This is a genomic window from Nocardia kruczakiae NBRC 101016, from assembly GCF_001612965.1.
GTDB classification, from domain to species: Bacteria; Actinomycetota; Actinomycetes; order Mycobacteriales; family Mycobacteriaceae; genus Nocardia; species Nocardia kruczakiae.
Window position 1 is genome coordinate 1 of record NZ_BDBL01000019.1, and the last position, 19,824, is coordinate 19,824.

Consider the following 19,824-nt stretch of genomic DNA (forward strand, 5'->3'; position numbering starts at 1 on the left):
ACCTCCGTGGTCGCGTGACCGGTCAGGGAAAGGAAAACGTCGTCGAGATCGGGGGTGTGGACGGTGACCTCCTCGGCCTCGACCGAGGACTCGGCGAGCCGATCCAGCAGGTGGCGTAGCGATTTCGTGCCGCCGTTGCCGGGGACGCGCAGGGTCAGCGCGCTGTCGTCACGGGTGGCGCCGGGCAGGCTGCGCGCGGCGGCATCCAGTTCCTCGGGTTGGGTGAAACGAAGCTGGATGTGGCTGCCGGGGACCAGGCGCTTGAGGTCGTCGGGTGTGCCTTCGGCGACGATGCGCCCCTGGTCGAGTACCGCGATCCGGTCGGCCAGCTGGTCGGCTTCCTCGAGGTACTGGGTGGTGAGGAAGATCGTCACGCCCTCGGAGGTCAACTCCCGCACGATGTCCCACATGGTGCGCCGGCTGCGCGGGTCCAGTCCGGTGGTCGGCTCGTCCAGGAATACGATCTGCGGTTTGGTGACCAGCGTCATCGCCAGATCCAGCTTCCGGCGCATACCGCCGGAGTAGGTCGCTGCCCGCTTACCCGCGGACTCCACCAGATCGAACCGCTCCAGCAGGTCGGCCACCACCCGCTTGCCCGCATCTCCGCGCAGGCGATGCAGCCCCGCCATCAGGCGCAGGTTCTCCTCCCCCGTCAGCAGATCGTCCACCGCCGCGAACTGACCGGTCACCCCGATCGCCGCCCGCACGGCCTTGCCCTCGGTGGCCAGATCGTGCCCCGCGATCCGAGCCGTCCCGCCGTCGGCCTTCGCCAACGTGGTCAACACGTTCACGGTCGTCGTCTTCCCGGCCCCGTTCGGACCGAGCAGCGAGAAGATGGTCCCGGCCTCGATGGTCAGATCGATCCCGTCGAGGATCGTCTTGTCCCCGTATGCCTTCCGCAACCCGGAGGCGGCAATTGCTGTGCTGTTCATGGGGACAACTGTGCGGTGGCCGGCTGATACGCCCCTGACGCCGGCCTGATACGACCGCTGATACGGAGTTTCCCCTGGTCAGCCGATTTCCTCGGCCAAGCCGACGATGATGCCCTCGGGACCACGGACGTAGCAGAGCCGGAAGATCTGCTCGTACTGCTCCACTGTGCCGACGAGTTCGGCGCCGTGCGCACTCAGGCGGGAGATGACGTCGTCGATATCGTCGACGGCGAACATGATGCGGCGAATGCCGAGTGTGTTGGCGGGCGCGTGCTGCGGCTCGGACCGGATCGGTTGCGGCTGGTGGAACATCGCGAGTTCCACCCGGCCGTGACCGTCGGGAGTTCGCAGCATCGCGACCTCCTGCCGCACATCGTCGACTCCGATGATGCGTTCCACCCACCGCCCCTCGACCGGCCCCCTGTTCTCCAGTTCCATACCGAGTTCGACGAAGAACGCGATCACCGCGTCGATGTCCTCGACCACGATGAGCACGTTGTCCATCCGCTTGATCGCCACAGTCTCTCCTTCGATCGCAGGCCCACGGAGTCGTCGTGAGTCCTTGATCATGACGCGCTGCCGCACCGAAACTCATCGGGGGGATCAGTGGCGGAAGGACGGCCGGTGTGGTGAGGCCGGCGTCGGGGCAGGGAGCTCCTGCCCGGCCCGGTGCTATCCACCTGCCGCGCGGGTGAATCGGCCCGCGAGGGCCCGCAGCTGTTCCACCAGTTCCGGCGGCGATTCGACCTCGAATTCCACATCGAGCATGCCGACCGCCAGCGCCACCAAAGCATAGGAGTCCGAACCCATTTCGAGGCGGCAGGTGTGCTCGTCGATCGGCGTGACCAAACCCTCGATGCGCCCGGCCAGTCGTTCCGCGGGAACGTGGACGCGCATGACCGAGCGATACGGCCACATCGCGAAACCCATCGTGCGACGCAGGTAGGCGACGACGTCGCCGTCGGGTGACGGACGGTGCGTGAAGCGCGGACCGTTGGGGGTCCGCAGCGACATGCGGTCGACGCGGTAGGTGCGCCAGTCGGCCCGGTCGCTGTCCCAGCCGACGAGATACCACCGATGACTCCAATGCGCGATGCGATGCGGCTCCACGGTGCGCCGGGTGTCCTCGCCCGCATGACTGCGATAGTCGAAGCGCAGCGTTTCGGCGGCGCGAATGGCGGCGGAGATGGCGGTGAGCTGATCGGCGTCGACAGCGGGGCCCGGATCGTAGCGGGGTGGCATGGCGATCACGGCGCCGCGCAGTGCGTCGACGCGGTGGCGCAGCCGGGCCGGAAGTACTTGTTGCATCTTGGTCAGCGCACGCAGCGAGGTTTCCTCGATGCCGGCGACATTGCCGGTGGTGTTGGTCTGCAATCCGATGGTGACGGCCACCGCTTCGTCGTCGTCCAGCAGCAGCGGCGGGAGTGACGCACCGGCGCCGAGACGGTAGCCGCCCTCCGGCCCCATCACGCCGTGCACGGGATATCCCAATTCGCGCAGGCGTTCCACATCGCGCCGGACGGTGCGAGTGGTGACGTCGAGTCGTTGGGCCAGCTCCGTTCCGGTCCAGTCGCGATGGGTCTGCAACAGCGACAGCAATCGCAACAGCCGCGCCGGCGTGGTTTCGGGCATGGATCGATCATCTCGCACGAGTAGGACCGTTTCCGTCCTATACGCGGTGAATGCTCCACTCATGACCGATACGACGATCACCCCGTTCCGCATCGACATTCCGCAGGAAGACCTGGACGAACTGAACTTTCGGCTCGCGCGCACCCGATGGACCGATGCCCTGCCGGGTGTCGGCTGGTCGTACGGGGTCGATCGCGACTACCTGATCGATCTGGCCGAGTACTGGCGCACCGGCTACGACTGGCGCGAGCACGAGTCCAGATTGAACAAGGTCCCGCAGTTTCTCACCGAAATCGACGGGCAGACAGTGCATTTCATGCATGCCCGCTCTCCCGAACCCGCCGCGACGCCACTGATCCTCACCCACGGCTGGCCCAGCACGCCCGCCGACTTCCTCGACATCCTCGGACCACTGACCGATCCGCGCGCGTACGGCGGGGATCCGGCCGACGCGTTCCACGTGGTGGCACCGTCGGTGCCGGGCTTCGGATTCTCCGGCCCGACTCACGAAACCGGTTGGGACGTACCGCGAATCGCGCGCACATGGGCGACGCTGATGGAACGGCTCGGCTACGAACGCTACGGCGCCCAAGGTGGCGACTACGGCAGTCTCATCTCCCCCGCCCTGGGCCGGGTCGAACCGGACAAGGTGATCGGCGTGCACGTCAACGCGCTGGCCGACGCCGCGACCGCGACCGGATCCGGCCGCGAACTCGACGAACTGTCGGAAGCGGACCGCGCGAAGGCCGTCGCGAACCAGCTGTGGTGGTACGGCCACAACGGCTACGCGACCCAGATGGCGTTGCGGCCGCAGACCATCGCCTACGCCCTCAACGACTCACCGGTCGGCCAGCTCGCCTGGAATCTCGAATGGTTCGTCGACTGGGATCCCACGGCGACCGACCAAGCGCCGGTCGATCGCGACATCATCCTGACCGACGTCACGACCTATTGGCTCACCGGCACCGCGGGTTCCGCGGCCCGGATCTACCGCGAGTCCGGGGCCTCGTGGGGCAGCAGACCCGCGGCGTCGGGCGTGCCCACCGCGGTCGCGAACTTCCGGGGCGATCGGGCCGTTCGCGGCTTGGCGGAGTCGGCCAACACGATCGTGCGCTGGAACGAGTACCCCGTGGGCGGCCACTTCGCTTCCCTCCAGGCGCCCGCGGAACTCGTCACCGATATTCGCGAATTCTTCCGATCGGTCGCCGGCTGACCGCCGGGACCGATTCCGGTGCGGGAGGTGAATCGCTTATCCCGCAACGGAATCGGTCCTCGGCGCGACCGCCCACGCCCCCTCGACCATCGCGAAGATCTCGTCGACCGCGGCATCCGGATCGGCCGACTCGCGAGCCAGCGAGTAGGCGTCGATCACGAATCTCGCGATCGTCCGGCAGGCCGTCGGAGTGCGAGACAGTTCCGGGTCCGCCCCGATGGCCGTCGCCAGCGACTCGGCGTGCCGCAGCCGCATCGACTCCTCGTACTGCCGCAGAGCGGGCGAGTCGTCGATCATGCGCCAGATCGGATCCGCGCCTTCCGCAGTGCAATGCCGGACCAGCGTGAGAATCTCGCGCCGCAGCACGGGCATGAGCGGCTCCCCCGCGGCCCGGTCGGTGACCGCCCGGGTGAGGCGCTGTTCGAAGTCGTCGTCCCGCTCGAAAACCAGCGCTTCCTTCGAGGCGAAGTGGGAGAACAGCGTGGTCACCGCCACATCGGCTTCGGCGGCCACATCCCGGATACCGACCGCGTCGTACCCGCGCTCGAGAAAGAGCCGCAGCGCGGTATCGGCGATCTTCTGGCGGGTCGCGGCCTTCTTCCGCTCACGACGTCCGGTCGGCGCAGTCACCTCTGGATGCTATCAAGTATGAAAAACTAACAACTACAAAACACTAACTGTTAGTGTTAGTGTCGTTCGCATGAAGAAGGTGAGTTTCGCCGAGTTCGGCGGCCCGGAAGTCCTGCAACTCGTAGACGCCGAGGAGCCGCACGCGGGCCCCGGGCAGATCCGCATCGCCGTGCGTGCGGCAGGCGTGAACCCCGTCGACTGGCGGATTCGCGAAGGGCAGTTCCAGCAGGCCCATCCGCTCGAGTTGCCCGCCGGAGTCGGACAGGACGCGGCCGGGGTGGTGGACGAGATCGGCGCGGGCGTAACGGGATTCGCGATCGGTGACTCCGTATTCGGCGAAGGTTCGAGCACCTGTGCCGAGTTCGCGGTGTTGTCGGTGTGGGCCCACATGCCCGACGGCCTCGCGTTCGAGGAAGCGGCCGGCTATCCGTCCGTGGTGGAGACGGCATTGCGCATCATCGACCAGGTGGGCGCGCGGCCTGGACACACGCTGCTGGTCAGCGGCGCGTCGGGCGGGGTCGGATCGGCGGTGCTCCAGATCGCCCGCGAGCGCGGCATCAGGGTGATCGGCACGGCCGGGGCGGCGAACCAGGACTACCTGCGCGGCCTCGGCGCCATCGCCACCACCTACGGCGAGGGCTGGGTCGAGCGAGTACGCCGACTCGGCCGCGTCGACGCGGCCCTCGACCTGGCCGGTTCGGGCGTCATCCGCGAACTCGTCGAACTGACCGGAGATCCGCAGCGAGTGATCACCATTGCCGACCTCGGCGCACCGGAGTTCGGCGTCCGATTCTCCGGCGTAGCGGGAAGCATGCGGGACGCACTCGGTGAGGCCGCCGATCTCATCGCGCGGGGAAAGCTGCATATTCCGGTCGAGAAGTCGTACCCCCTCGCCGACGCCGCCGCGGCGCACATCGACAGCCAGGCCGGGCACACTCGCGGGCGACGAGTCATCGTCGTGTGAACGTTCCGGAGTCGCATCGGCTCGGGCGGTCGGCGGACGTCATCATCTGCGCGGGCGGGCATTACGACGATTCGACGGCCCGAACGCGACGGCGAATTCTCGCCAGCAGACCGTCGTATCGACCACCAGGATCGTGGCATGACGGCGGATGTGATGACCACCTTGCGAGCGTTCTATGCGGCCGAAGCGGCCTACCTCACGGAGGGCGCCGAGTTCGGGGAGATGGCTCGGCATCTGGCGCCCGATGTGGTCATGTACCAAGCGGCGAGCCTGCCCTACGGCGGTGAATGGCACGGCCACGACGGCTTCCGGAAGTTCATCACCGCGATGGGCGACAGCTGGGACGGTTTGTGGTTCGACGATCAGCAGTTCCTCAGCGACGGCGACCGGGTGGTCGTTCACAGCCGCGGTCGGTTGCGGGCGCGCCGCACCGGTCGTGAACTGAAAACCTCACTGCTGCAATGGATCAGCTTCCGAGACGGGCTGATCACCGAATTCCGGCCCTACTATCACGACACCTCGGCGGTCCTGGCCGTGCTGGACGAGCAGGTATAGGCGCGGCTACCACGATTCGATCAGCGGGACATCGTGGTCCTGGCGCTGCCATTCCTCGGTGAGGCGGCCGAGCCGGTGCCGGGCGGCGATCCCGCGCACGCCCGCGATCTTGTCGTCGCGGACCTCCAGGACCAGCACACCCACGACGCGATCGTCGAGCGTGGCGAGCATGGCCGGACAGCCGTTGACCACGGCGGCATGGATGGCGGGCGAGCCACCGGCGAGTTTGCGCTTGGCCGGAGACGGTTTGAAGCCGGCCCGCACCGCGCCGGCGATCCGCTCCGGCGTCGCGTACCGGATGAGCTTCGCGGTCCATCCCAGGCCGGCGCCGTCGGAGACGCCGGTGGCGTCGGCGGTCAGCAACGCCACCAGCCGTTCGGTCCGGCCCGAGGAGGCAGCCGCGACGAACGCCTCGACGATCCGGCGCGCGGATGCCCGGTCGGTCTCGGTCGTCGCGCCGGCGGTGGCGATTCGGCGCCGCGCCCGATGGAGATATTGCTGACTCGCCGATTCGGTGATGTCGAGGATGTCGGCCGTCTCGGCGTGGCTGTACGAAAACGCTTCGCGCAGTACGTAAACGGCGCGTTCGATCGGCGACAGGCGCTCCATGAGCGTGAGTACCGCCAAGGTCACCGATTCGCGCTGCTCGACGGTCTCGGCCGGGCCCAGCATCGGATCGCCGTCGAGCAGCGGCTCGGGCATCCAGGCGCCGACCGCGCGTTCGCGCCGCACCGTTGCCGACCGGAGGCGGTCGAGCGCCAGGTTGGTGACGACCTTGGTCAGCCACGCCTCGGGCACCTCGACGAACTCCCGGTCGGCGGCCTGCCACCGCAGGAACGCGTCCTGCACCGTGTCCTCGGCGTCGGCGGCCGAGCCGAGGAGACGGTAGGCGAGCGAGGCCAGCCGATTCCGGCTGGCCTCGAAACGCGCCACGGTGGCGGTATCCATGAGCACGACCCTATGCGGCGACCACGCGCGGAGAATGCTCGAGGGCGGCGGTCGCGCGGTACTTGTGACTCGGCTTTCCGAAGGTCGGATGGCTCAGGGTCCAGGCGGCGGTGTCGAGGATCGTCGACTTGACGCGTGCGGCCGTTCGTCCGCACAGGGCCCACGACTTCGCGTGCGCGTCGCCGTCGACCAGCTGGAAGATCCCGTCCTTGCGGCCGAGGCTGATGTGGTTGCCGACATACGACAGTGAGGTCGTCGATATCTTGCGCCCGGTCCGATCGCCGATGATCGCCGCGGTCGCCTGCATAGCGGTGAATCCGGCCGACGCACAGGACATCGGCAACGGCCGGCCGTTCTCGCCGATGACGAAGACACTGTCACCGGCGACATAGACATCCGGATGCGAGACCGACCGCATCTGACGGTCGACCGTGATCTGACCGTTGGCGATCACCTCCAGGCCGCTCGCGGCGGCAATCGGGTGCACGGCGAAACCCGCGGCCCACACGGTCGCGTCGGAGGCGAAAACGGTGCCGTCGGTGGCGAGAGCGGCATCTTCCTGAACGGACCCGATCGTGGTGTGTTCGTGCACCGAGATATCGAATCGCTCGAACGCGCGCAACAGATGCCTGCGAGCCTTCGCGCCCAGCCAGCCGCCCAGCTCGCCGCTGGTGACGAGCCCGACGCGAAGCCCCGGGCGAGATTCGGCGAATTCGGTGGCAGCCTCGATCGCGGTCAGGTTTCCGCCGACGACCAGCACCTTCCCGTCTCCGCCCAACTCGTCGAGGCGGGTGCGCAGGCGCAGCGCGGACGGTCGCGCGGCCACGTGGAAGGCATGCTCGTGGACGCCGGGAACCCCCTGATCGGCGGCGGTGCTGCCGAGCGCGTAGACGAGGGTGTCGTATCCGAGTCGGTCGATGCCGTCACCGTCGGCAACCGTGACCGTCCGGTCCTCGACGTCGACCGCGGTGACCCGCGCTACTCGCAACCGGACGCCCGTACCCGCGAACACCTCAGCCAGCGGCCGGTGGCGCAGCTCCTGCCCGGCGGCGAGCTGATGCAGCCGCAACCGCTCGACGAAATCGGGTTCGGCATTGACCACCGTGATCTCGAAGTCGTCCGGGTGGAGTTGGCGGGCCAGGTATCCGGCGGAGAAGGCTCCGGCATATCCGGCCCCGAGAACGACGATGCGGTGCTTCATGGTTCGCTCCTGTCTGGTTCACGTGCTCCCTGAACGAGACAGGGCGCGAATTCCTGACAGGAACGAATGGTGATGTGGATCACCGTCGCGGTTGCGATCAGCCCTTGTTCGCCGGTTCCGCGAGCTCGGCGGGTCGTCCCGCGCGCTGCGCCTTGATGCCCGCCTGCCACTTCTCGAAGTCCGCGCGCATCACAGATATCTGACGTTCGATCGCTTCCTGGGTGTCCGACCACCAGCTTTGCGCGGCATCCCGAAGTTCGGCCGCGGTCTTCTCGAACTCGTGCCCCTCATGTTCGAGAGTCGCGGTCAGCTTTTCCCGCCGAGCCTGCAATGCGGCAAGGCTCTTGTCCCGGGCCCCGGCGGAGGAGTCTTCGAACTCCTTCACCCGGACCGCGAGATCCATCAGTGATTCCGACAGCGGTTTCATATTCATGCCCTCTCGACGCGGTGTGATCCCGGCGGGATCCCGGTTGTCGCTGTCCAGCGTTGCCGCTTCGCTCAGCCGGACCAAGGGCAGAACGTCCTCTGATGTCCCGCGATAGAGATGGCCTTCGGCCCGGGTCCTCGCGGAAGCGCGGGTGGGGAATGCTCCGGCCGGCACCGGGTATGCGCGAGACAAGAACAGTCGTCCGATGAGGAGTAGTCCGATGTCAGGAATCGCGACCCCACTGGGGCATCGAATATCGGCCGCGGCCCATTCGGCCTGGGCCATGGTCCACCATCCCCGCCGCGAACCGAGTACCGATCTCGCCGCCGAACACCACTCGACCACGAGCGACCCGACCGGCGGCCGCCAGCAGGGCGAACCCGAGTCCTCGCCCCGCGGTCTCGGTGGCATGGACTTCTAGCGACGCCAGAACAGATGGTGCGTCACACCACTCGGACTCGGCACCCGCTCCAAGTGAAAGCGGTCGGTGAGTTCGTCCGGGTTTGTCCACAGTTGTTCGCCGCCGCCGAGTTCGACCGGTGCGACGGCGATGTGCATCTGATCGATGAGATCCGCCTCGAGGAATTCGCGGATGGTGGAGACGCCACCGCCGATACGTACATCCATGCCGTCGGCAGCTTCGAAAGCCTTCTCCAGAGCCTCTTTCGGTGACGCATCGACGAAGTGAAACGTGGTGTCCCCCAACACGATAGAGGGCCGCGGGTAGTGGGTGAGAACGAATACCGGCGTACGAAACGGCGGTTCATCACCCCACCACCCCTGCCAGTCGTGGTTCTCCCACGGTCCCCGCTGCGGACCGAATTTGTTGCGCCCCATGATCTCCGCGCCGATGTTGTTGCGATAGTCACGAGTGAAGTAATCATCGAGGCCGTAGGTTCCCCCCGGCTCGGTACGAGTCGGCCAGTGCGCGGTGGGACCACACCACGCGAACAGCGCGCTCGGATCGGCCTGCCCGAACGGCCGTTCCAGACTCTGCCCTTCCCCGGCCCCGTAGCCGTCGCTGGAGAGATTGAAGTTCTGGACACGAACCATCTGTGACATCGGCACCCTTCCGATTGCAATGAGCAACCAGTTGACGGTACCGAGACTGCTCTCATTTTGCAATCAGTTGCCGGGACGAGCCTGTGATCAGGTGAAACCCGTATCAGTGGCCATGTCAGCGCGGTGTCAGCGCCGTGACAGCCGACCCGATGAAAGTAACCGGACAAGAGCACGGAAACACGGATGCATCAGCCGTCCGCCGCGCATCACCGAAAGGAAAAACAATGTCCGGCAACTTCACTTCACACTCGGCCGACTCGACCTGGACCGGCATGGTGCCCATCGACGACACCGCGCTGGCCGTGAGCGATACCGGCGGCTCCGGCCAACCGATCGTCTACCTGAACGGCTCCTATGCCAGCCGGCGGCACTGGCAGCGGGTAATCGCCGACCTCGGCCCGGGCTACCGGCACATCACCTTCGACGAGCGCGCCCGCGGCAAGTCGAAGCGATCCGAGGACTATTCCTTCGAGGCGTGCCTGCGCGATATCGACGCGGTCCTCGCCGCACGGGGAGTGCACCAGCCGCTGCTGGTGGGCTGGTCCTACGGCGCGTTGCTGGGCGTGCACTGGGCCGACCGCCACCCGGACCGGGCCCTGGGAGTGGTCGGGGTGGACGGGCCGTACCCGTCCGGCTGGACCGACGAGGCCGGCCGGGAACGGCTCCGCAAGACGTTTCGCCGGATGCGGTTGCTGCTGCCGCTGGTCGCCCCGATGGGCCTGGCCGCGCGGATGAGCGCCGACCAGCATGCCGAGATCCAGATCGAGGCCCATGAGCTGCATGCCGCCCTCGGTCCCATCCTCGACAGCATGAGCCGCCCGGTCCGATACGTGGCCGCCTCGGCCGAGACCGTCTACGACAAGGGCGGTGAGCTGGAGCAGATGCGCCGCACCCTCGACCCGTACCTGGAGCGGAACCCGAACCTGAAGGTCAGCGCGAGAGTCACCAGTGACCACGGCAAGATCCTGCGTAAGGATTCCCCCGCGGTCGCCGACGCGGTCCGCGAGATCGTCGCCCTCCTCGAGCACACGGGGAGCTGAGCGATATCGAACCCGTTGGCACGCAACGGCATCCCCCGCGCGGGCGCCGCACTCGGAATCGCCGTCCTGGGCAGCGTGCCGGCCGGGGCATCGACAGGTGCCACGCCGCGACGGTGTCCGAGCAAGCCCGCAGTTGTATCGCAGACGCCCCCCGTCGCGGCTGCCTGCATCGCCGACGCGGTCTCGAGCCGCAGCGCCGATATGAAGTTCGCCGCATGAACACCGTCTCACCCGCTCCCCATCACCAGCACAAGGAGTCTGGTCGTGCCCACCTATGTAGACACGCCACCGAACCGAATAGCCGAACGGCTGCTGAACGGTCGCCACCCCCTGCCCCTGTCGGTCCTGTTACACCTTGTCCCCGGCGCCCTGATCGTCGCCGCCTATCTGCTCATCGGCGAACCACTCGCCGACGCCGTCGAATATCCGGCCTTCCTGGGCTGGGCGATCGCCCTCTGCCTGGTCCTGATACCGATCCTGTCGGGACTGCTGTGGCTCGGGCGCACCCGCAACGGCCGCGTCTCGCTGCGCGGCGTACTGCATTACACCGATGGAGCACTCTCGGGCGGGAAACTCGTGGCCATGATCATCCCGCTGATCATGTGGATGACGCTGCTGAGCTTCGCACTGGCCCCGGCGAACACCTATTTCAAGACCTTCTTCACCTGGCTGCCGTACGCGGGCACGAGTGACAGCGGCAACAACTCGTATCTCGACGGATATCCACACTCGATCGTGCTCACCACCATGCTGATCTGCCTGCCGCTCACCGGAATCACCCTCCCGCTCATCGAGGAGCTGTACTTCCGCGGCTTCCTGCTGCCCCGCGTCGCCCACCTCGGCCGATGGGCGCCGGTGGTCAACACGGTTCTGTTCTCGCTGTACCACTTCTGGTCGCCTTGGGCGTTCCTGTCGAGGGTGGTTTTCACGTTCCCCGGATACTGGGCCGCGTGGCGGTACAAGGACATCCGGCTGTCGATCGGAATGCACGTCGGCGTGACCTCGATCCTGGCGACATTCGGCACCCTCGGCCTCGCATTGAGCATCATCTGATCCGTGGTCGTTGTAGACCGCCGACCTAGCTCGGGCGTTCGGCAATAACTACCGCACCTCTCTGTCGAGCCGTGCGAGCCAATCGCGCAGCAGCCCCGCCTCGGACACGCTGAATCCCGCATCGGTCACGGGGTCAACACCGCCGGCGGGTATGACCACGGCACACCATCTCGGAGCCCGTGTTGCCACCCAAGCCCTGCGCTACCGTCACCCGGTCGCGTCATGACCTCGACGCTCAACGAATCGGCAACGGGGAAAGGCATTTCCAGGTGATAGCCGGCCTTGCCGCAACGGTCGGCCGAACGTGTCCCGGAGCGCGCGGTCCCGCCTCAGATGGTGCCCTCCTGCACCGGATAGTCGATGACGACCACACCGCCGGTGGCGTAGTTGACGACATCGGCGGCCGCCCGACGGCCGTACGACGAGGCCCGCATCGCGGCCAGGGCGGCGGCGTCAGCGAAGTCGGCTTCGAAGACCGCGAAATACGGCGCTTCTCCATTGGCCGCCGCCACGTCGAAGCTGTAGCGCCAACCGAGCAGGCCGGGCCACTGCGTGACCAGCGGAAGGTGGTTGGTCACGTAGTAGTCGCGGAAGTGGTCAGGGTCGGCGGGCTCGGGATACAGGACTACCAACTTATGCATGACTGCCTCCGGCATCCACCACGGTCGATCGAATAGTCATATGCGCAGGTTAGGGCTCGATATGTGGTCGAGGGAAAGATCGGGACGCGATAGACTCAGAACAGATCGTTATCAATCGGCAGGGAGGGCATGTGGCGCCGGATACGGTGAGCCTGCGGTACTTCCTGGTGCTGGCGCAGGAATTGAACTTCACCCGCGCGGCCGCACGGATCGGTATCGCGCAGCCCGCCCTCAGTGCCCGGATGCGCCGATTGGAGGCGGAACTCGGTACGAGCCTGCTGGTTCGCACCACGCGTAGCGTCGTATTGACCCCGGCTGGTGCGGCTTTGGCGGAGTCCGCGCCGGCCGCGCTGGCGGCGCTGGACCGAGCATGGGACACCGCCCGGAAAGCAGGGTCCGGTGAACTGGGCACGCTGCGCATCGGATACAGCCTCAGCACGGGGGCCGAGACCGCACCTGCCTTGGTGGACAAGCTCATCCGCAGCAGCCCGGGACTCGAGGTCGGCGCGGTCCCGATGGTGACACCGGAGATCTCCCCCGCGGTCGCCGACGGCCGCATCGATGCGGGGATCACCCGCGGGGAACAGCCGGGTCGTGGCGTGCGCCGGTTCCTGCTGCGGCGTGAGCGCGTCGGGGTCCAACTGGCACAGCATCATCCGCTGGCCGCACACCCGGAGATCGAGATCGCCGATGCGGCCGCGTATCCGCTGCGACTCCCCGACCGTACGGCCAACCCCGTGATCCACGATCAGCTGTCCGCACTGTTCCGCGACACCCGGCCGAGTCCCCGATTCCACACGCCCGCAGTCTCTTTCGATATGTCCCAGCGCGATCTGCGCGACGGGCTCACCCTCGCCCCGGCCGGTGAAGTCGCGGTCACGACACAACCGGCCGGTCTCACGTGGCGACCGCTGCGGGGCGCCCCCGCCTTGACCATCCACCTCGTCCTCCCGCGCGTGCAGTCACCACTACACCGCCGCATCCGTACCGTCGCCAAAACCCTGGCACACGAGCTGCACTGGCTGCCGGACTGAACGCGCGGCAGGTCCGGCAGATTGCCGACGCTCGATGGCGCTGACCTTCGGTATCGAGCAGAATCGTGCAGTGACCAGGAGGGTGAGCGCGCTTCGCGCACAGGCACATACGAGACCGACCGCGCTGCGCGCAGCGTTGACCAAGGAATCGCGCGCGGCATTCAGCCGCCGGGCGGGACGAATACAGCTGTTCCCCGCGGTCACCGCGGCGCTGCTCGCCGGACTGGCTGTCGCCTTCGCAGCCTACGGATTCCTCCGCTGGATCACCCCCGTCGATACGACCAAGCAAGCGGCAGAAATCGATATCACTCGTGTCGCATTGACCGTCGTCGCCGGTGTCGGCGGCGTGGTCGCCCTGGTCATCGCCTACCGGCGTCAACGCGATCTGGAACAGAGCCGGTTCGTCGAACGCTTCGGCGCCGCGGCCGCCCAACTCGGCGCGACAGATGTCGCGGTCCGAATCGCCGGGGTCTACGCGATGGCCGGCGTCGCCGACGCATCCGATGGCCCGCGCCGCCAGCAATGCATCGACGTGCTGTGCGGATACCTCCGCTTGCCCTACAACCCGGAGCTCGGCGCCAACCACCAGAGCAAACTGGTCGTCAAACAGCACCGCGCGACGGCGGACAACACCCACGCCGACGACCGGGAGCATCACCACGAATATCGACACAACGACCGAGAAGTCCGGGCAACCATCGTCCGTGTCATTACCGACCACCTTCGACCCGAGGCCGCATACAGCTGGTCGACAGCCGATTTCGACTTCCGCACGGCCTATCTCGAGAACGTCGATTTCGGTCGTGCACAATTCTCGGGTGCTGCTCGGTTCGGCGGCGCGACTTTTTCGGGCGACGCCTGGCTCGGTAGCGCGACCTTCGCCGGCAACGCCGAGTTCGACGGCGCAATATTCTCGGGCAACGCGTGGTTCGATGACGTAACCTTCTCTGGCAACGCCCATTTCGACGGGGCAACATTCTCCGGCAACGCGTGGTTCGACGGCGCGACCCTGTCCGGAAACTCCCGGTTCGACAAGGCAACTTTCGCCGAAAACGCCTCGTTCGCCGGGGCGAACTTCTCCGCCGACGCCCGGTTCGGCGGCGCGACCTTCGCCGGCGACGCCCACTTCGGTGGGACGACCTTCACCGGCCACGCCCGGTTCGATGGCGTAACCTTTTCCGGCAACGCCCGTTTCGACGGCGCGACATTCTCCGGCAACGCACGGTTCGGCAACGCAACCTTCGCCCGCGACGCCCGGTTCAACGGTGCGACCCTGTCCGGCAACGCCCGCTTCGGTGACGCGTCCTTCGCCGGTGACGCAGGATTCTGCGGCACCACCTTCGCCGGCAACACAGGATTCGACAGCGTGACCTTTTCCGGTGACGCCGAGTTCGGCGAGGCGAGCTTCTCCTGCAACGCCGAGTTCGGTGACGTAACCTTCGCCCGCAACGCGGGATTCGACGGCACCACCTTCTCCGGGGACACAGGATTCGGCGGTACCGCCTTCGCCGGCAACACCCGATTCGACGGCGCGACCTTCGCCGGCAATACCTGGTTCGGCAGCGCGACCTTCGCCGGTAAGGCGCGGTTCGACCGTGTGACCTTCGCCGCCAACGCCCGGTTCGATGAGGCCGACTTCGGTAGTGACACCATCTCGTTCGATGAACCGAGGCAGTGGGGACCTCCGGCACCTGTCTTCGACTGGAGCCAGGACAACAGTCGAAAGCCCACCAATATCGAACCGCAGGATTGGCCGCCCGTTGCCGCGGCACGTAATCACTAGGCGGCCGCGAATGCCTCGCCCACACACGTTCGGTGGCGTCGCAGCGCCACTAGAAGAGGAAGATCAGGAACCCGAAGCAGGCCACTCCTACGGCCAGGGGGACCAGCAACAAAGTACCGATGAACACCGAGCAGCAGACGAGCACCCGGACGAGCCGAGCCATGCGATGCGCTGCCGGTCGAACCCCATCTTCATTGTCAGGGGCCCCCTCGACGACACCCGTCTTGCTGGCCGCAATCCTCTCGAGAACTGCTTTTGTTCCGCCTCCACGCCCGACCTGTTCGCGCTCGCCCACGCCGCCAGATTGCCACAGAACAGGAAACCCAGTGGCTGACGGCAAGGCACTACACACACCGCCCGCCGCGAAACAAACACTGTCATCACATGTTTCGGAGGGTCGCGGGGTGGGCGGACCGATCCGGTGCCGTCCGCCCCGCGACTCCGATGCGACAGCCCGACCAACCCGACCGAACCGTCCCCGTAACGCACAACGCGGCTACCGGCGGCTGGGTGCCGCCGGTAGCCGGGCGTTATGCGCGGGTCATCGCTCGAGCAGCGCGCCCAAGGCGGTGATCGAGGCCCGGCGTTCGTAGGCGATCCAGACGAAGATCGCAGTGAGCACCAGCGGGAAGGGAGCCAATTCCGGGGTGTCGGCCAGGAAAGCGTTGAAGCCGGCAGCGAGGAAGGTGACGATCGCCAAGCCGATCGCGGCGGCCGCGGTCAGGCGGGGCACCATGAGCCCGATCCCGCCCGCAACCTCGGCGACACCGATGAAGACCAACAGCGCCAACGGAATCGAGAAGGCAGTGGCGTTGTTTTCCATCAGAGCCTGCGGCATGACGATCTTCGGGCCGCCGGAGGCGATGATGAAGAACAGACCGAGCACGATCTGCAGGGTCCACAGGACGCGGTTGCGGATCTTGCCGGGGTGGACGGCGGCGGTGGTCTGGGTGGCGGTGATGGCGGTCATCTCTTGTTCCTTCTGCGTCGGTCGCGCCGGGTTGGTGGCGCGTTCAGCAGTACAGACGGGGGCGGTCCGGAAAACTCATCGCCGCGGTCGAAAGAATCTGCACCGCGCCGTCGAGGCGGCCGTCGCACCGCGCCGGAAAAGGACTGAGCCCCACCCGGATACCGGATGGGGGCCTCAGCAGAGTCGCTACCAGCAGCGATGCAAGCGCTGCCCTATTTCTTCCCCGACGCCGATCCGCTATACGTTGAAGCGGAACTCGACTACGTTGAATCCTGGGCGATGACCGGAGAGGGATGGAGGTTGTGAACTTCACGGCGGTTGATGCCGCGGGTGTGCACTGGCCGGTTGCGCTTCGTCTGGGTGAGTCGTCGGTGGAGTTCATGGGGCACGGGGCTGGTTCTGAGCGTTGAAGTGGCAGCTCGTGCAGTACGCGATGTCGCGGGTTGGTCTGCCGCTACCGGCCTCGCCTGGCCGCCGGTACCTGCCACGTGGGGTCCAGTGACGTAACGCGAATTGACGCCCGGCGCAGTTCGGCGACCTCATTTACGATCTTCGTGGCGATCACCGGGTCGCGCAGTTGTCCCACGATTGGAATCGTCTTGCTCTTCTCGAAGATCGCTACAGGGCTCGCCGCCGCGGCCGCTGCTGTTTTGTTCGCCGCCCCCGCCTCGGCATTGCCGTCGGCCGAGCTTCGGCCGGTCGCGGTCCCCCACAACTACGGCCCGTTACAGGACGCGCATTTCGGGTTCCTGCTCATCCAGCGGGATGGCATTCAGATACTTCCCGACATCATCTCGGATTTCCCGGGCATTTCCGAGGGCGGCCATGCCGTCTGCGATCTGCTCGCGGCCGGCCTATCGAAGCAAAGTCTGGCCGAGTTCCTGAGCGAAGAGCCAGGAGAGTTCGGCTCGGCGATGGCCTTCGTGAACGCCGCCGAGACCGCCTACTGCCCCGGCTGATGCCGGTGCATGGCCGGCCCGCACTGAACGTTCGCCTCGGCCTCGCTGGCTCTCGCGACGCACTCTATTGCCGATGAGCGGTACATCGGACCGATCTCGAGCAAAGGCGAGTTCTTGAAGGTAGAGGTACCACGGGTCGGCCAACCACCATGCCTCGCCCCAGGTCTCGTGAGGGCCGTGAATATGCGAATACCGAGGGCCCAGGTATCGAGGTCGAGAACGATCGATTGTTCCTGCGCCTGACCGATGGTCAGTGTGTTGCCGGCATCGATGACTTCGCCTGCCGAGTCGATCAGACGTTGGGGCCCAAAAACTTGGTGCGCGTAAAACTCCAGGTCGCCGAACTGCGGTTGATCGGCGAGGGTGTAGAGCGCGCGAAGTCCTGCTGGCAGATGTTCGGCTAGTGCGATGCCCAGAGGCAGCGATAAGCGTGATCGTTGTAGCGCTCGGCGAAATCGTCGTCCTGTTCCCATCGGCGCTAGAGCTCGTCGACGGCACCCCGTCGGCGTAGCAACTCGATCTTCACGCTCATCTCATGCAGGTGATCTGTCATCACGTCCCTGGATTTCGTCGCCGAGATCTTCGTCTCGCTGGAAGTTGAGGTTAGATCCGAAGACCGACAACGAGATTCGGGCTGTCCATGAACGTCCGCTACTGCCGCATACCGCGCTGACCGAACCGCCCAGATGGCCGTGCCAGCGAAACGACAGAGCCCCCGCCCGGACATCGAACGGGGGCTCAGCAGAGTCGCTACCAGCAGCGATTCACGCGCTGCCCATTTCTTTCCAGACGCTGATCCGCTACACGTTGAAGCGGAACTCGACCACATCCCCGTCGTGCATGACGTAGTCCTTACCTTCCATCCGCACCTTGCCCGCGGACTTGGCGGCGGCCATGGAACCGGCCTCGACCAGATCGTCGTAGGCGACGATCTCGGCCTTGATGAAGCCGCGTTCGAAGTCGGTGTGGATGACGCCGGCCGCCTTGGGGGCCGTGTCGCCTTGGTGGATGGTCCACGCGCGGGCCTCTTTCGGGCCGGCGGTGAGGTAGGTCTGGAGGCCGAGGGTGTGGAAGCCGGCTCGAGCCAGGGCGTGGAGGCCGGGTTCGGTTTGGCCGATGGATTCCAGCAGTTCGAGGGCGGATTCGGCGTCCAATTCCAGGAGTTCGGCTTCCACCTTGGCATCGAGGAAGACCGCATCGGCCGGGGCGACAGCGGCTTTCAGTTCGGCGACGCGGGCCTCGTCGGTCAGGACCGACTCGTCGGCGTTGAAGACGTAGAGGAACGGCTTGGTGGTGAGCAGCGACAGTTCGCGCAGGAGGTCGGCGTCGAGCTTGTCGCGGACGGCGTAGAGGGTCTTGCCCTCGTTGAGGAATTCCTGGGCCTGCTTGGCGGCGTCGGCTACCGGCTTGCGGTCCTTCTTGACCTTGGCTTCCTTGTCGAGGCGGACGACCGCCTTCTCCAGGGTCTGCAGGTCGGCGAGTATGAGTTCGGTTTCGATGACCTCGATATCGCTGAGGGGGTCGACCTTGCCGTCGACGTGAACCACGTCGTCGTCGGCGAAGACGCGGACCACCTGGCAGATGGCGTCGGCTTCGCGGATGTTGGCGAGGAATTTGTTGCCCAGGCCCGCACCCTCGGAGGCGCCCTTGACGATGCCGGCGATGTCGACGAAGGAGACCGTCGCGGGGACGATGCGCTCGGAGCCGAAGATTTCGGCGAGCTTGTCCAGCCTCGGGTCGGGCAGCGGCACCACGCCGACGTTCGGCTCGATGGTGGCGAAGGGGTAGTTCGCCGCGAGCACGTCGTTGCGGGTCAGCGCGTTGAACAGCGTCGACTTTCCGACGTTGGGCAGGCCGACGATACCGAGGGTGAGACTCACGAGTGCAAGAGTCTACGCGGCGCCCGTTCGGCGACCGAATCTGCCCAGGTCGCGACCAGTGCATGAAGGAGCCAGCGGACCGAGCGCCTCACGGACGGCGAAGCCGCAGCCACCACGCCCGCGTCGTCCATATCCGGACGTTCCGGCACCGGCACGCGGCCGACCGCTCAGAAGGTGGCGGGCAGCGCCAAGGCGCTGTCGATCGCCGCATCCAGAAAAGCGAGAGTGTCACGGCGACGTGCGAGCGGATTGCGATAGGAGCGGCAGCCCGCGGCGCCGTCGGTGCGAAGGGGAGACTCTCGACCACAGCAACGAATCGGCGTGCTCCGGACAGCGAACCGGCCCATCGACGCAGCGCACAAACATACACTGCCGCAACGGAATAGGCGTCCCACACCGCCGCCCGGACGCTGGGACTAAACCCGGCTAAGGTCGATCCATGGCGCAGATCCCTCGACTTCCCGGATTGGGCTTGGCCGATGCCGATTGGCTGGTGAACGCGGCCCTGACGGTCGCGTCCGAACACCGATTTCCGCCGCTGGCGGTGGCGGTGACCGATGTGAGCGGTGCGGTGATCGCGCTGCGACGGGCGGACGGCGGGATGCCGATGACGAGTCGCCTCGCGGTGGCCAAGGCGCGCACCGCACTCCTGACGCTGCATCCCTCGGGACAACTCCCGCTGCCGGGTGCGATCGTCGACAGCATCCAGCATCTCTACGACGGCGATTACATTCCGTTCGCGGGTGGGGTGCTCGTCACCGAGAACGGTGTGATTCTCGGGGCGGCCGGGGCCTCGGGGGCGCACGCGACACAGGACGAAGAGGCCGTGCAGGTCGCCGTGCAGCGATGGCACGAAAACCGTTCGCACGCAGCCTGATCGAGGCACATGGCCATGCTCTC

General features: G+C 66.5%; 22 protein-coding genes. 9 read left to right on the plus strand and 13 right to left on the minus strand.

The genetic code is table 11. The annotated features are described in order from the left end of the window. From NK1_RS15275 to NK1_RS15285, 3 genes are all read right to left on the minus strand, one after another. Positions 1-932: ATP-binding cassette domain-containing protein (locus NK1_RS15275; protein WP_063009223.1), on the minus strand; the 932-nt coding region annotated here is incomplete at its 3' end. Positions 933-1,010: 78 nt separating this feature from the next. Beyond that, positions 1,011-1,451, minus strand: coding sequence for a VOC family protein (locus NK1_RS15280; RefSeq protein ID WP_063009225.1), 441 nt, complete (start codon positions 1,449-1,451; stop codon positions 1,011-1,013). A 153-nt stretch (positions 1,452-1,604) separates the two neighbouring features. Continuing rightward, positions 1,605-2,564 carry a helix-turn-helix transcriptional regulator gene (locus NK1_RS15285; protein ID WP_063009227.1) on the minus strand — a complete coding sequence of 320 codons (960 nt, stop codon included), beginning with the start codon at positions 2,562-2,564 and terminating at the stop codon, positions 1,605-1,607. A gap of 61 nt (positions 2,565-2,625) precedes the next feature. Between NK1_RS15285 and NK1_RS15290 the strand changes: the two genes are divergently transcribed. After that, complete coding sequence (locus NK1_RS15290; RefSeq protein WP_157104280.1) at positions 2,626-3,777, plus strand: epoxide hydrolase family protein; 1,152 nt, start codon at positions 2,626-2,628, stop codon at positions 3,775-3,777. Between the two features lie 36 nt (positions 3,778-3,813). Here the strand turns inward: NK1_RS15290 and NK1_RS15295 are convergent, their stop codons facing one another. Beyond that, complete coding sequence (locus tag NK1_RS15295) at positions 3,814-4,407, minus strand: TetR/AcrR family transcriptional regulator (RefSeq protein ID WP_063009229.1); 594 nt, start codon at positions 4,405-4,407, stop codon at positions 3,814-3,816. 70 nt (positions 4,408-4,477) lie between these two features. Here NK1_RS15295 and NK1_RS15300 point away from each other — a divergent pair, with 70 nt between their 5' ends. Beyond that, entirely contained in the window at positions 4,478-5,371 is an 894-nt protein-coding gene (locus NK1_RS15300) for an NADP-dependent oxidoreductase (RefSeq protein WP_063009231.1), read from the plus strand. Between the two features lie 138 nt (positions 5,372-5,509). After that, positions 5,510-5,926 carry a nuclear transport factor 2 family protein gene (locus NK1_RS15305; RefSeq protein WP_218023121.1) on the plus strand — a complete coding sequence of 139 codons (417 nt, stop codon included), beginning with the start codon at positions 5,510-5,512 and terminating at the stop codon, positions 5,924-5,926. Between the two features lie 6 nt (positions 5,927-5,932). On the opposite strand, the gene NK1_RS15310 is transcribed toward NK1_RS15305, so the two are convergent. From NK1_RS15310 to NK1_RS15325, 4 genes are all read right to left on the minus strand, one after another. After that, a complete protein-coding gene (locus NK1_RS15310) occupies positions 5,933-6,874 on the minus strand; it encodes a sigma-70 family RNA polymerase sigma factor (protein ID WP_063009233.1) in 942 nt (313 codons plus the stop codon). 10 nt (positions 6,875-6,884) lie between these two features. After that, positions 6,885-8,075 carry an NAD(P)/FAD-dependent oxidoreductase gene (locus NK1_RS15315; RefSeq protein ID WP_063009235.1) on the minus strand — a complete coding sequence of 397 codons (1,191 nt, stop codon included), beginning with the start codon at positions 8,073-8,075 and terminating at the stop codon, positions 6,885-6,887. A 97-nt stretch (positions 8,076-8,172) separates the two neighbouring features. Further along, a complete protein-coding gene (locus NK1_RS15320) occupies positions 8,173-8,787 on the minus strand; it encodes a hypothetical protein (protein ID WP_063009237.1) in 615 nt (204 codons plus the stop codon). Positions 8,788-8,919: 132 nt separating this feature from the next. Further along, positions 8,920-9,564: a dihydrofolate reductase family protein gene (locus NK1_RS15325; RefSeq protein ID WP_063009239.1), complete on the minus strand. Its 645-nt coding sequence runs from the start codon at positions 9,562-9,564 to the stop codon at positions 8,920-8,922. 224 nt (positions 9,565-9,788) lie between these two features. Here NK1_RS15325 and NK1_RS15330 point away from each other — a divergent pair, with 224 nt between their 5' ends. Together NK1_RS15330 and NK1_RS15335 are read left to right on the plus strand one after the other, a co-directional pair. After that, positions 9,789-10,604, plus strand: coding sequence for an alpha/beta fold hydrolase (locus NK1_RS15330; RefSeq protein ID WP_063009241.1), 816 nt, complete (start codon positions 9,789-9,791; stop codon positions 10,602-10,604). Between the two features lie 264 nt (positions 10,605-10,868). Next, the gene (locus tag NK1_RS15335; protein ID WP_063906011.1) at positions 10,869-11,657 is read left to right on the plus strand and encodes a CPBP family intramembrane glutamic endopeptidase; all 789 of its coding nucleotides are present in this window, start codon (positions 10,869-10,871) and stop codon (positions 11,655-11,657) included. 329 nt (positions 11,658-11,986) lie between these two features. On the opposite strand, the gene NK1_RS15340 is transcribed toward NK1_RS15335, so the two are convergent. After that, the gene (locus NK1_RS15340) at positions 11,987-12,298 is read right to left on the minus strand and encodes an EthD family reductase (RefSeq protein WP_063009293.1); all 312 of its coding nucleotides are present in this window, start codon (positions 12,296-12,298) and stop codon (positions 11,987-11,989) included. Positions 12,299-12,429: 131 nt separating this feature from the next. Here NK1_RS15340 and NK1_RS15345 point away from each other — a divergent pair, with 131 nt between their 5' ends. Both NK1_RS15345 and NK1_RS15350 read left to right on the plus strand, forming a co-directional pair. Continuing rightward, positions 12,430-13,332 (plus strand): LysR family transcriptional regulator, encoded by a 903-nt coding sequence (locus NK1_RS15345; RefSeq protein WP_063009245.1) that lies wholly within the window; start codon positions 12,430-12,432, stop codon positions 13,330-13,332. 70 nt (positions 13,333-13,402) lie between these two features. Beyond that, on the plus strand, positions 13,403-15,115 hold the full coding sequence (locus NK1_RS15350) for a pentapeptide repeat-containing protein (RefSeq protein WP_157104281.1): 1,713 nt from the start codon (positions 13,403-13,405) through the stop codon (positions 15,113-15,115). Between the two features lie 49 nt (positions 15,116-15,164). Here NK1_RS15350 and NK1_RS34525 read toward each other — a convergent pair whose 3' ends face one another. Together NK1_RS34525 and NK1_RS15355 are read right to left on the minus strand one after the other, a co-directional pair. Continuing rightward, positions 15,165-15,410 carry a hypothetical protein gene (locus tag NK1_RS34525; RefSeq protein WP_157104282.1) on the minus strand — a complete coding sequence of 82 codons (246 nt, stop codon included), beginning with the start codon at positions 15,408-15,410 and terminating at the stop codon, positions 15,165-15,167. 246 nt (positions 15,411-15,656) lie between these two features. Next, positions 15,657-16,085, minus strand: coding sequence for a DoxX family protein (locus NK1_RS15355; protein ID WP_063009249.1), 429 nt, complete (start codon positions 16,083-16,085; stop codon positions 15,657-15,659). 554 nt (positions 16,086-16,639) lie between these two features. Here NK1_RS15355 and NK1_RS15360 point away from each other — a divergent pair. Beyond that, positions 16,640-17,044, plus strand: coding sequence for a DUF732 domain-containing protein (locus tag NK1_RS15360; RefSeq protein ID WP_063009251.1), 405 nt, complete (start codon positions 16,640-16,642; stop codon positions 17,042-17,044). On the opposite strand, the gene NK1_RS34530 is transcribed toward NK1_RS15360, so the two are convergent. Together NK1_RS34530 and ychF are read right to left on the minus strand one after the other, a co-directional pair. Next, positions 17,029-17,517: a hypothetical protein gene (locus tag NK1_RS34530; RefSeq protein WP_157104283.1), complete on the minus strand. Its 489-nt coding sequence runs from the start codon at positions 17,515-17,517 to the stop codon at positions 17,029-17,031. The genes NK1_RS15360 and NK1_RS34530 overlap by 16 nt on opposite strands. 327 nt (positions 17,518-17,844) lie before the next feature. After that, the gene (gene ychF, locus NK1_RS15365; protein WP_039780547.1) at positions 17,845-18,924 is read right to left on the minus strand and encodes a redox-regulated ATPase YchF; all 1,080 of its coding nucleotides are present in this window, start codon (positions 18,922-18,924) and stop codon (positions 17,845-17,847) included. Positions 18,925-19,363: 439 nt separating this feature from the next. On the opposite strand from ychF, the gene NK1_RS15370 reads away from it, so the two are divergent. Further along, entirely contained in the window at positions 19,364-19,801 is a 438-nt protein-coding gene (locus NK1_RS15370) for a GlcG/HbpS family heme-binding protein (protein ID WP_174552723.1), read from the plus strand. Positions 19,802-19,824 lie beyond the last annotated feature (23 nt).

What these genes read in the sequence shown, in the direction of transcription:
- NK1_RS15285 (WP_063009227.1), bottom strand. Translation starts at nt 2,564, where the DNA reads ATGCCCGAAACCACGCCGGCGCGGCTGTTGCGATTGCTGTCGCTGTTG.
- NK1_RS15290 (WP_157104280.1), top strand. Translation starts at nt 2,626, where the DNA reads ATGACCGATACGACGATCACCCCGTTCCGCATCGACATTCCGCAGGAA.
- NK1_RS15300 (WP_063009231.1), top strand. Translation starts at nt 4,478, where the DNA reads ATGAAGAAGGTGAGTTTCGCCGAGTTCGGCGGCCCGGAAGTCCTGCAA.
- NK1_RS15305 (WP_218023121.1), top strand. Translation starts at nt 5,510, where the DNA reads ATGACGGCGGATGTGATGACCACCTTGCGAGCGTTCTATGCGGCCGAA.
- NK1_RS15310 (WP_063009233.1), bottom strand. Translation starts at nt 6,874, where the DNA reads ATGGATACCGCCACCGTGGCGCGTTTCGAGGCCAGCCGGAATCGGCTG.
- NK1_RS15315 (WP_063009235.1), bottom strand. Translation starts at nt 8,075, where the DNA reads ATGAAGCACCGCATCGTCGTTCTCGGGGCCGGATATGCCGGAGCCTTC.
- NK1_RS15320 (WP_063009237.1), bottom strand. Translation starts at nt 8,787, where the DNA reads ATGGCCCAGGCCGAATGGGCCGCGGCCGATATTCGATGCCCCAGTGGG.
- NK1_RS15325 (WP_063009239.1), bottom strand. Translation starts at nt 9,564, where the DNA reads ATGTCACAGATGGTTCGTGTCCAGAACTTCAATCTCTCCAGCGACGGC.
- NK1_RS15330 (WP_063009241.1), top strand. Translation starts at nt 9,789, where the DNA reads ATGTCCGGCAACTTCACTTCACACTCGGCCGACTCGACCTGGACCGGC.
- NK1_RS15340 (WP_063009293.1), bottom strand. Translation starts at nt 12,298, where the DNA reads ATGCATAAGTTGGTAGTCCTGTATCCCGAGCCCGCCGACCCTGACCAC.
- NK1_RS15355 (WP_063009249.1), bottom strand. Translation starts at nt 16,085, where the DNA reads ATGACCGCCATCACCGCCACCCAGACCACCGCCGCCGTCCACCCCGGC.
- NK1_RS34530 (WP_157104283.1), bottom strand. Translation starts at nt 17,517, where the DNA reads ATGGGAACAGGACGACGATTTCGCCGAGCGCTACAACGATCACGCTTA.
- NK1_RS15370 (WP_174552723.1), top strand. Translation starts at nt 19,364, where the DNA reads ATGGCGCAGATCCCTCGACTTCCCGGATTGGGCTTGGCCGATGCCGAT.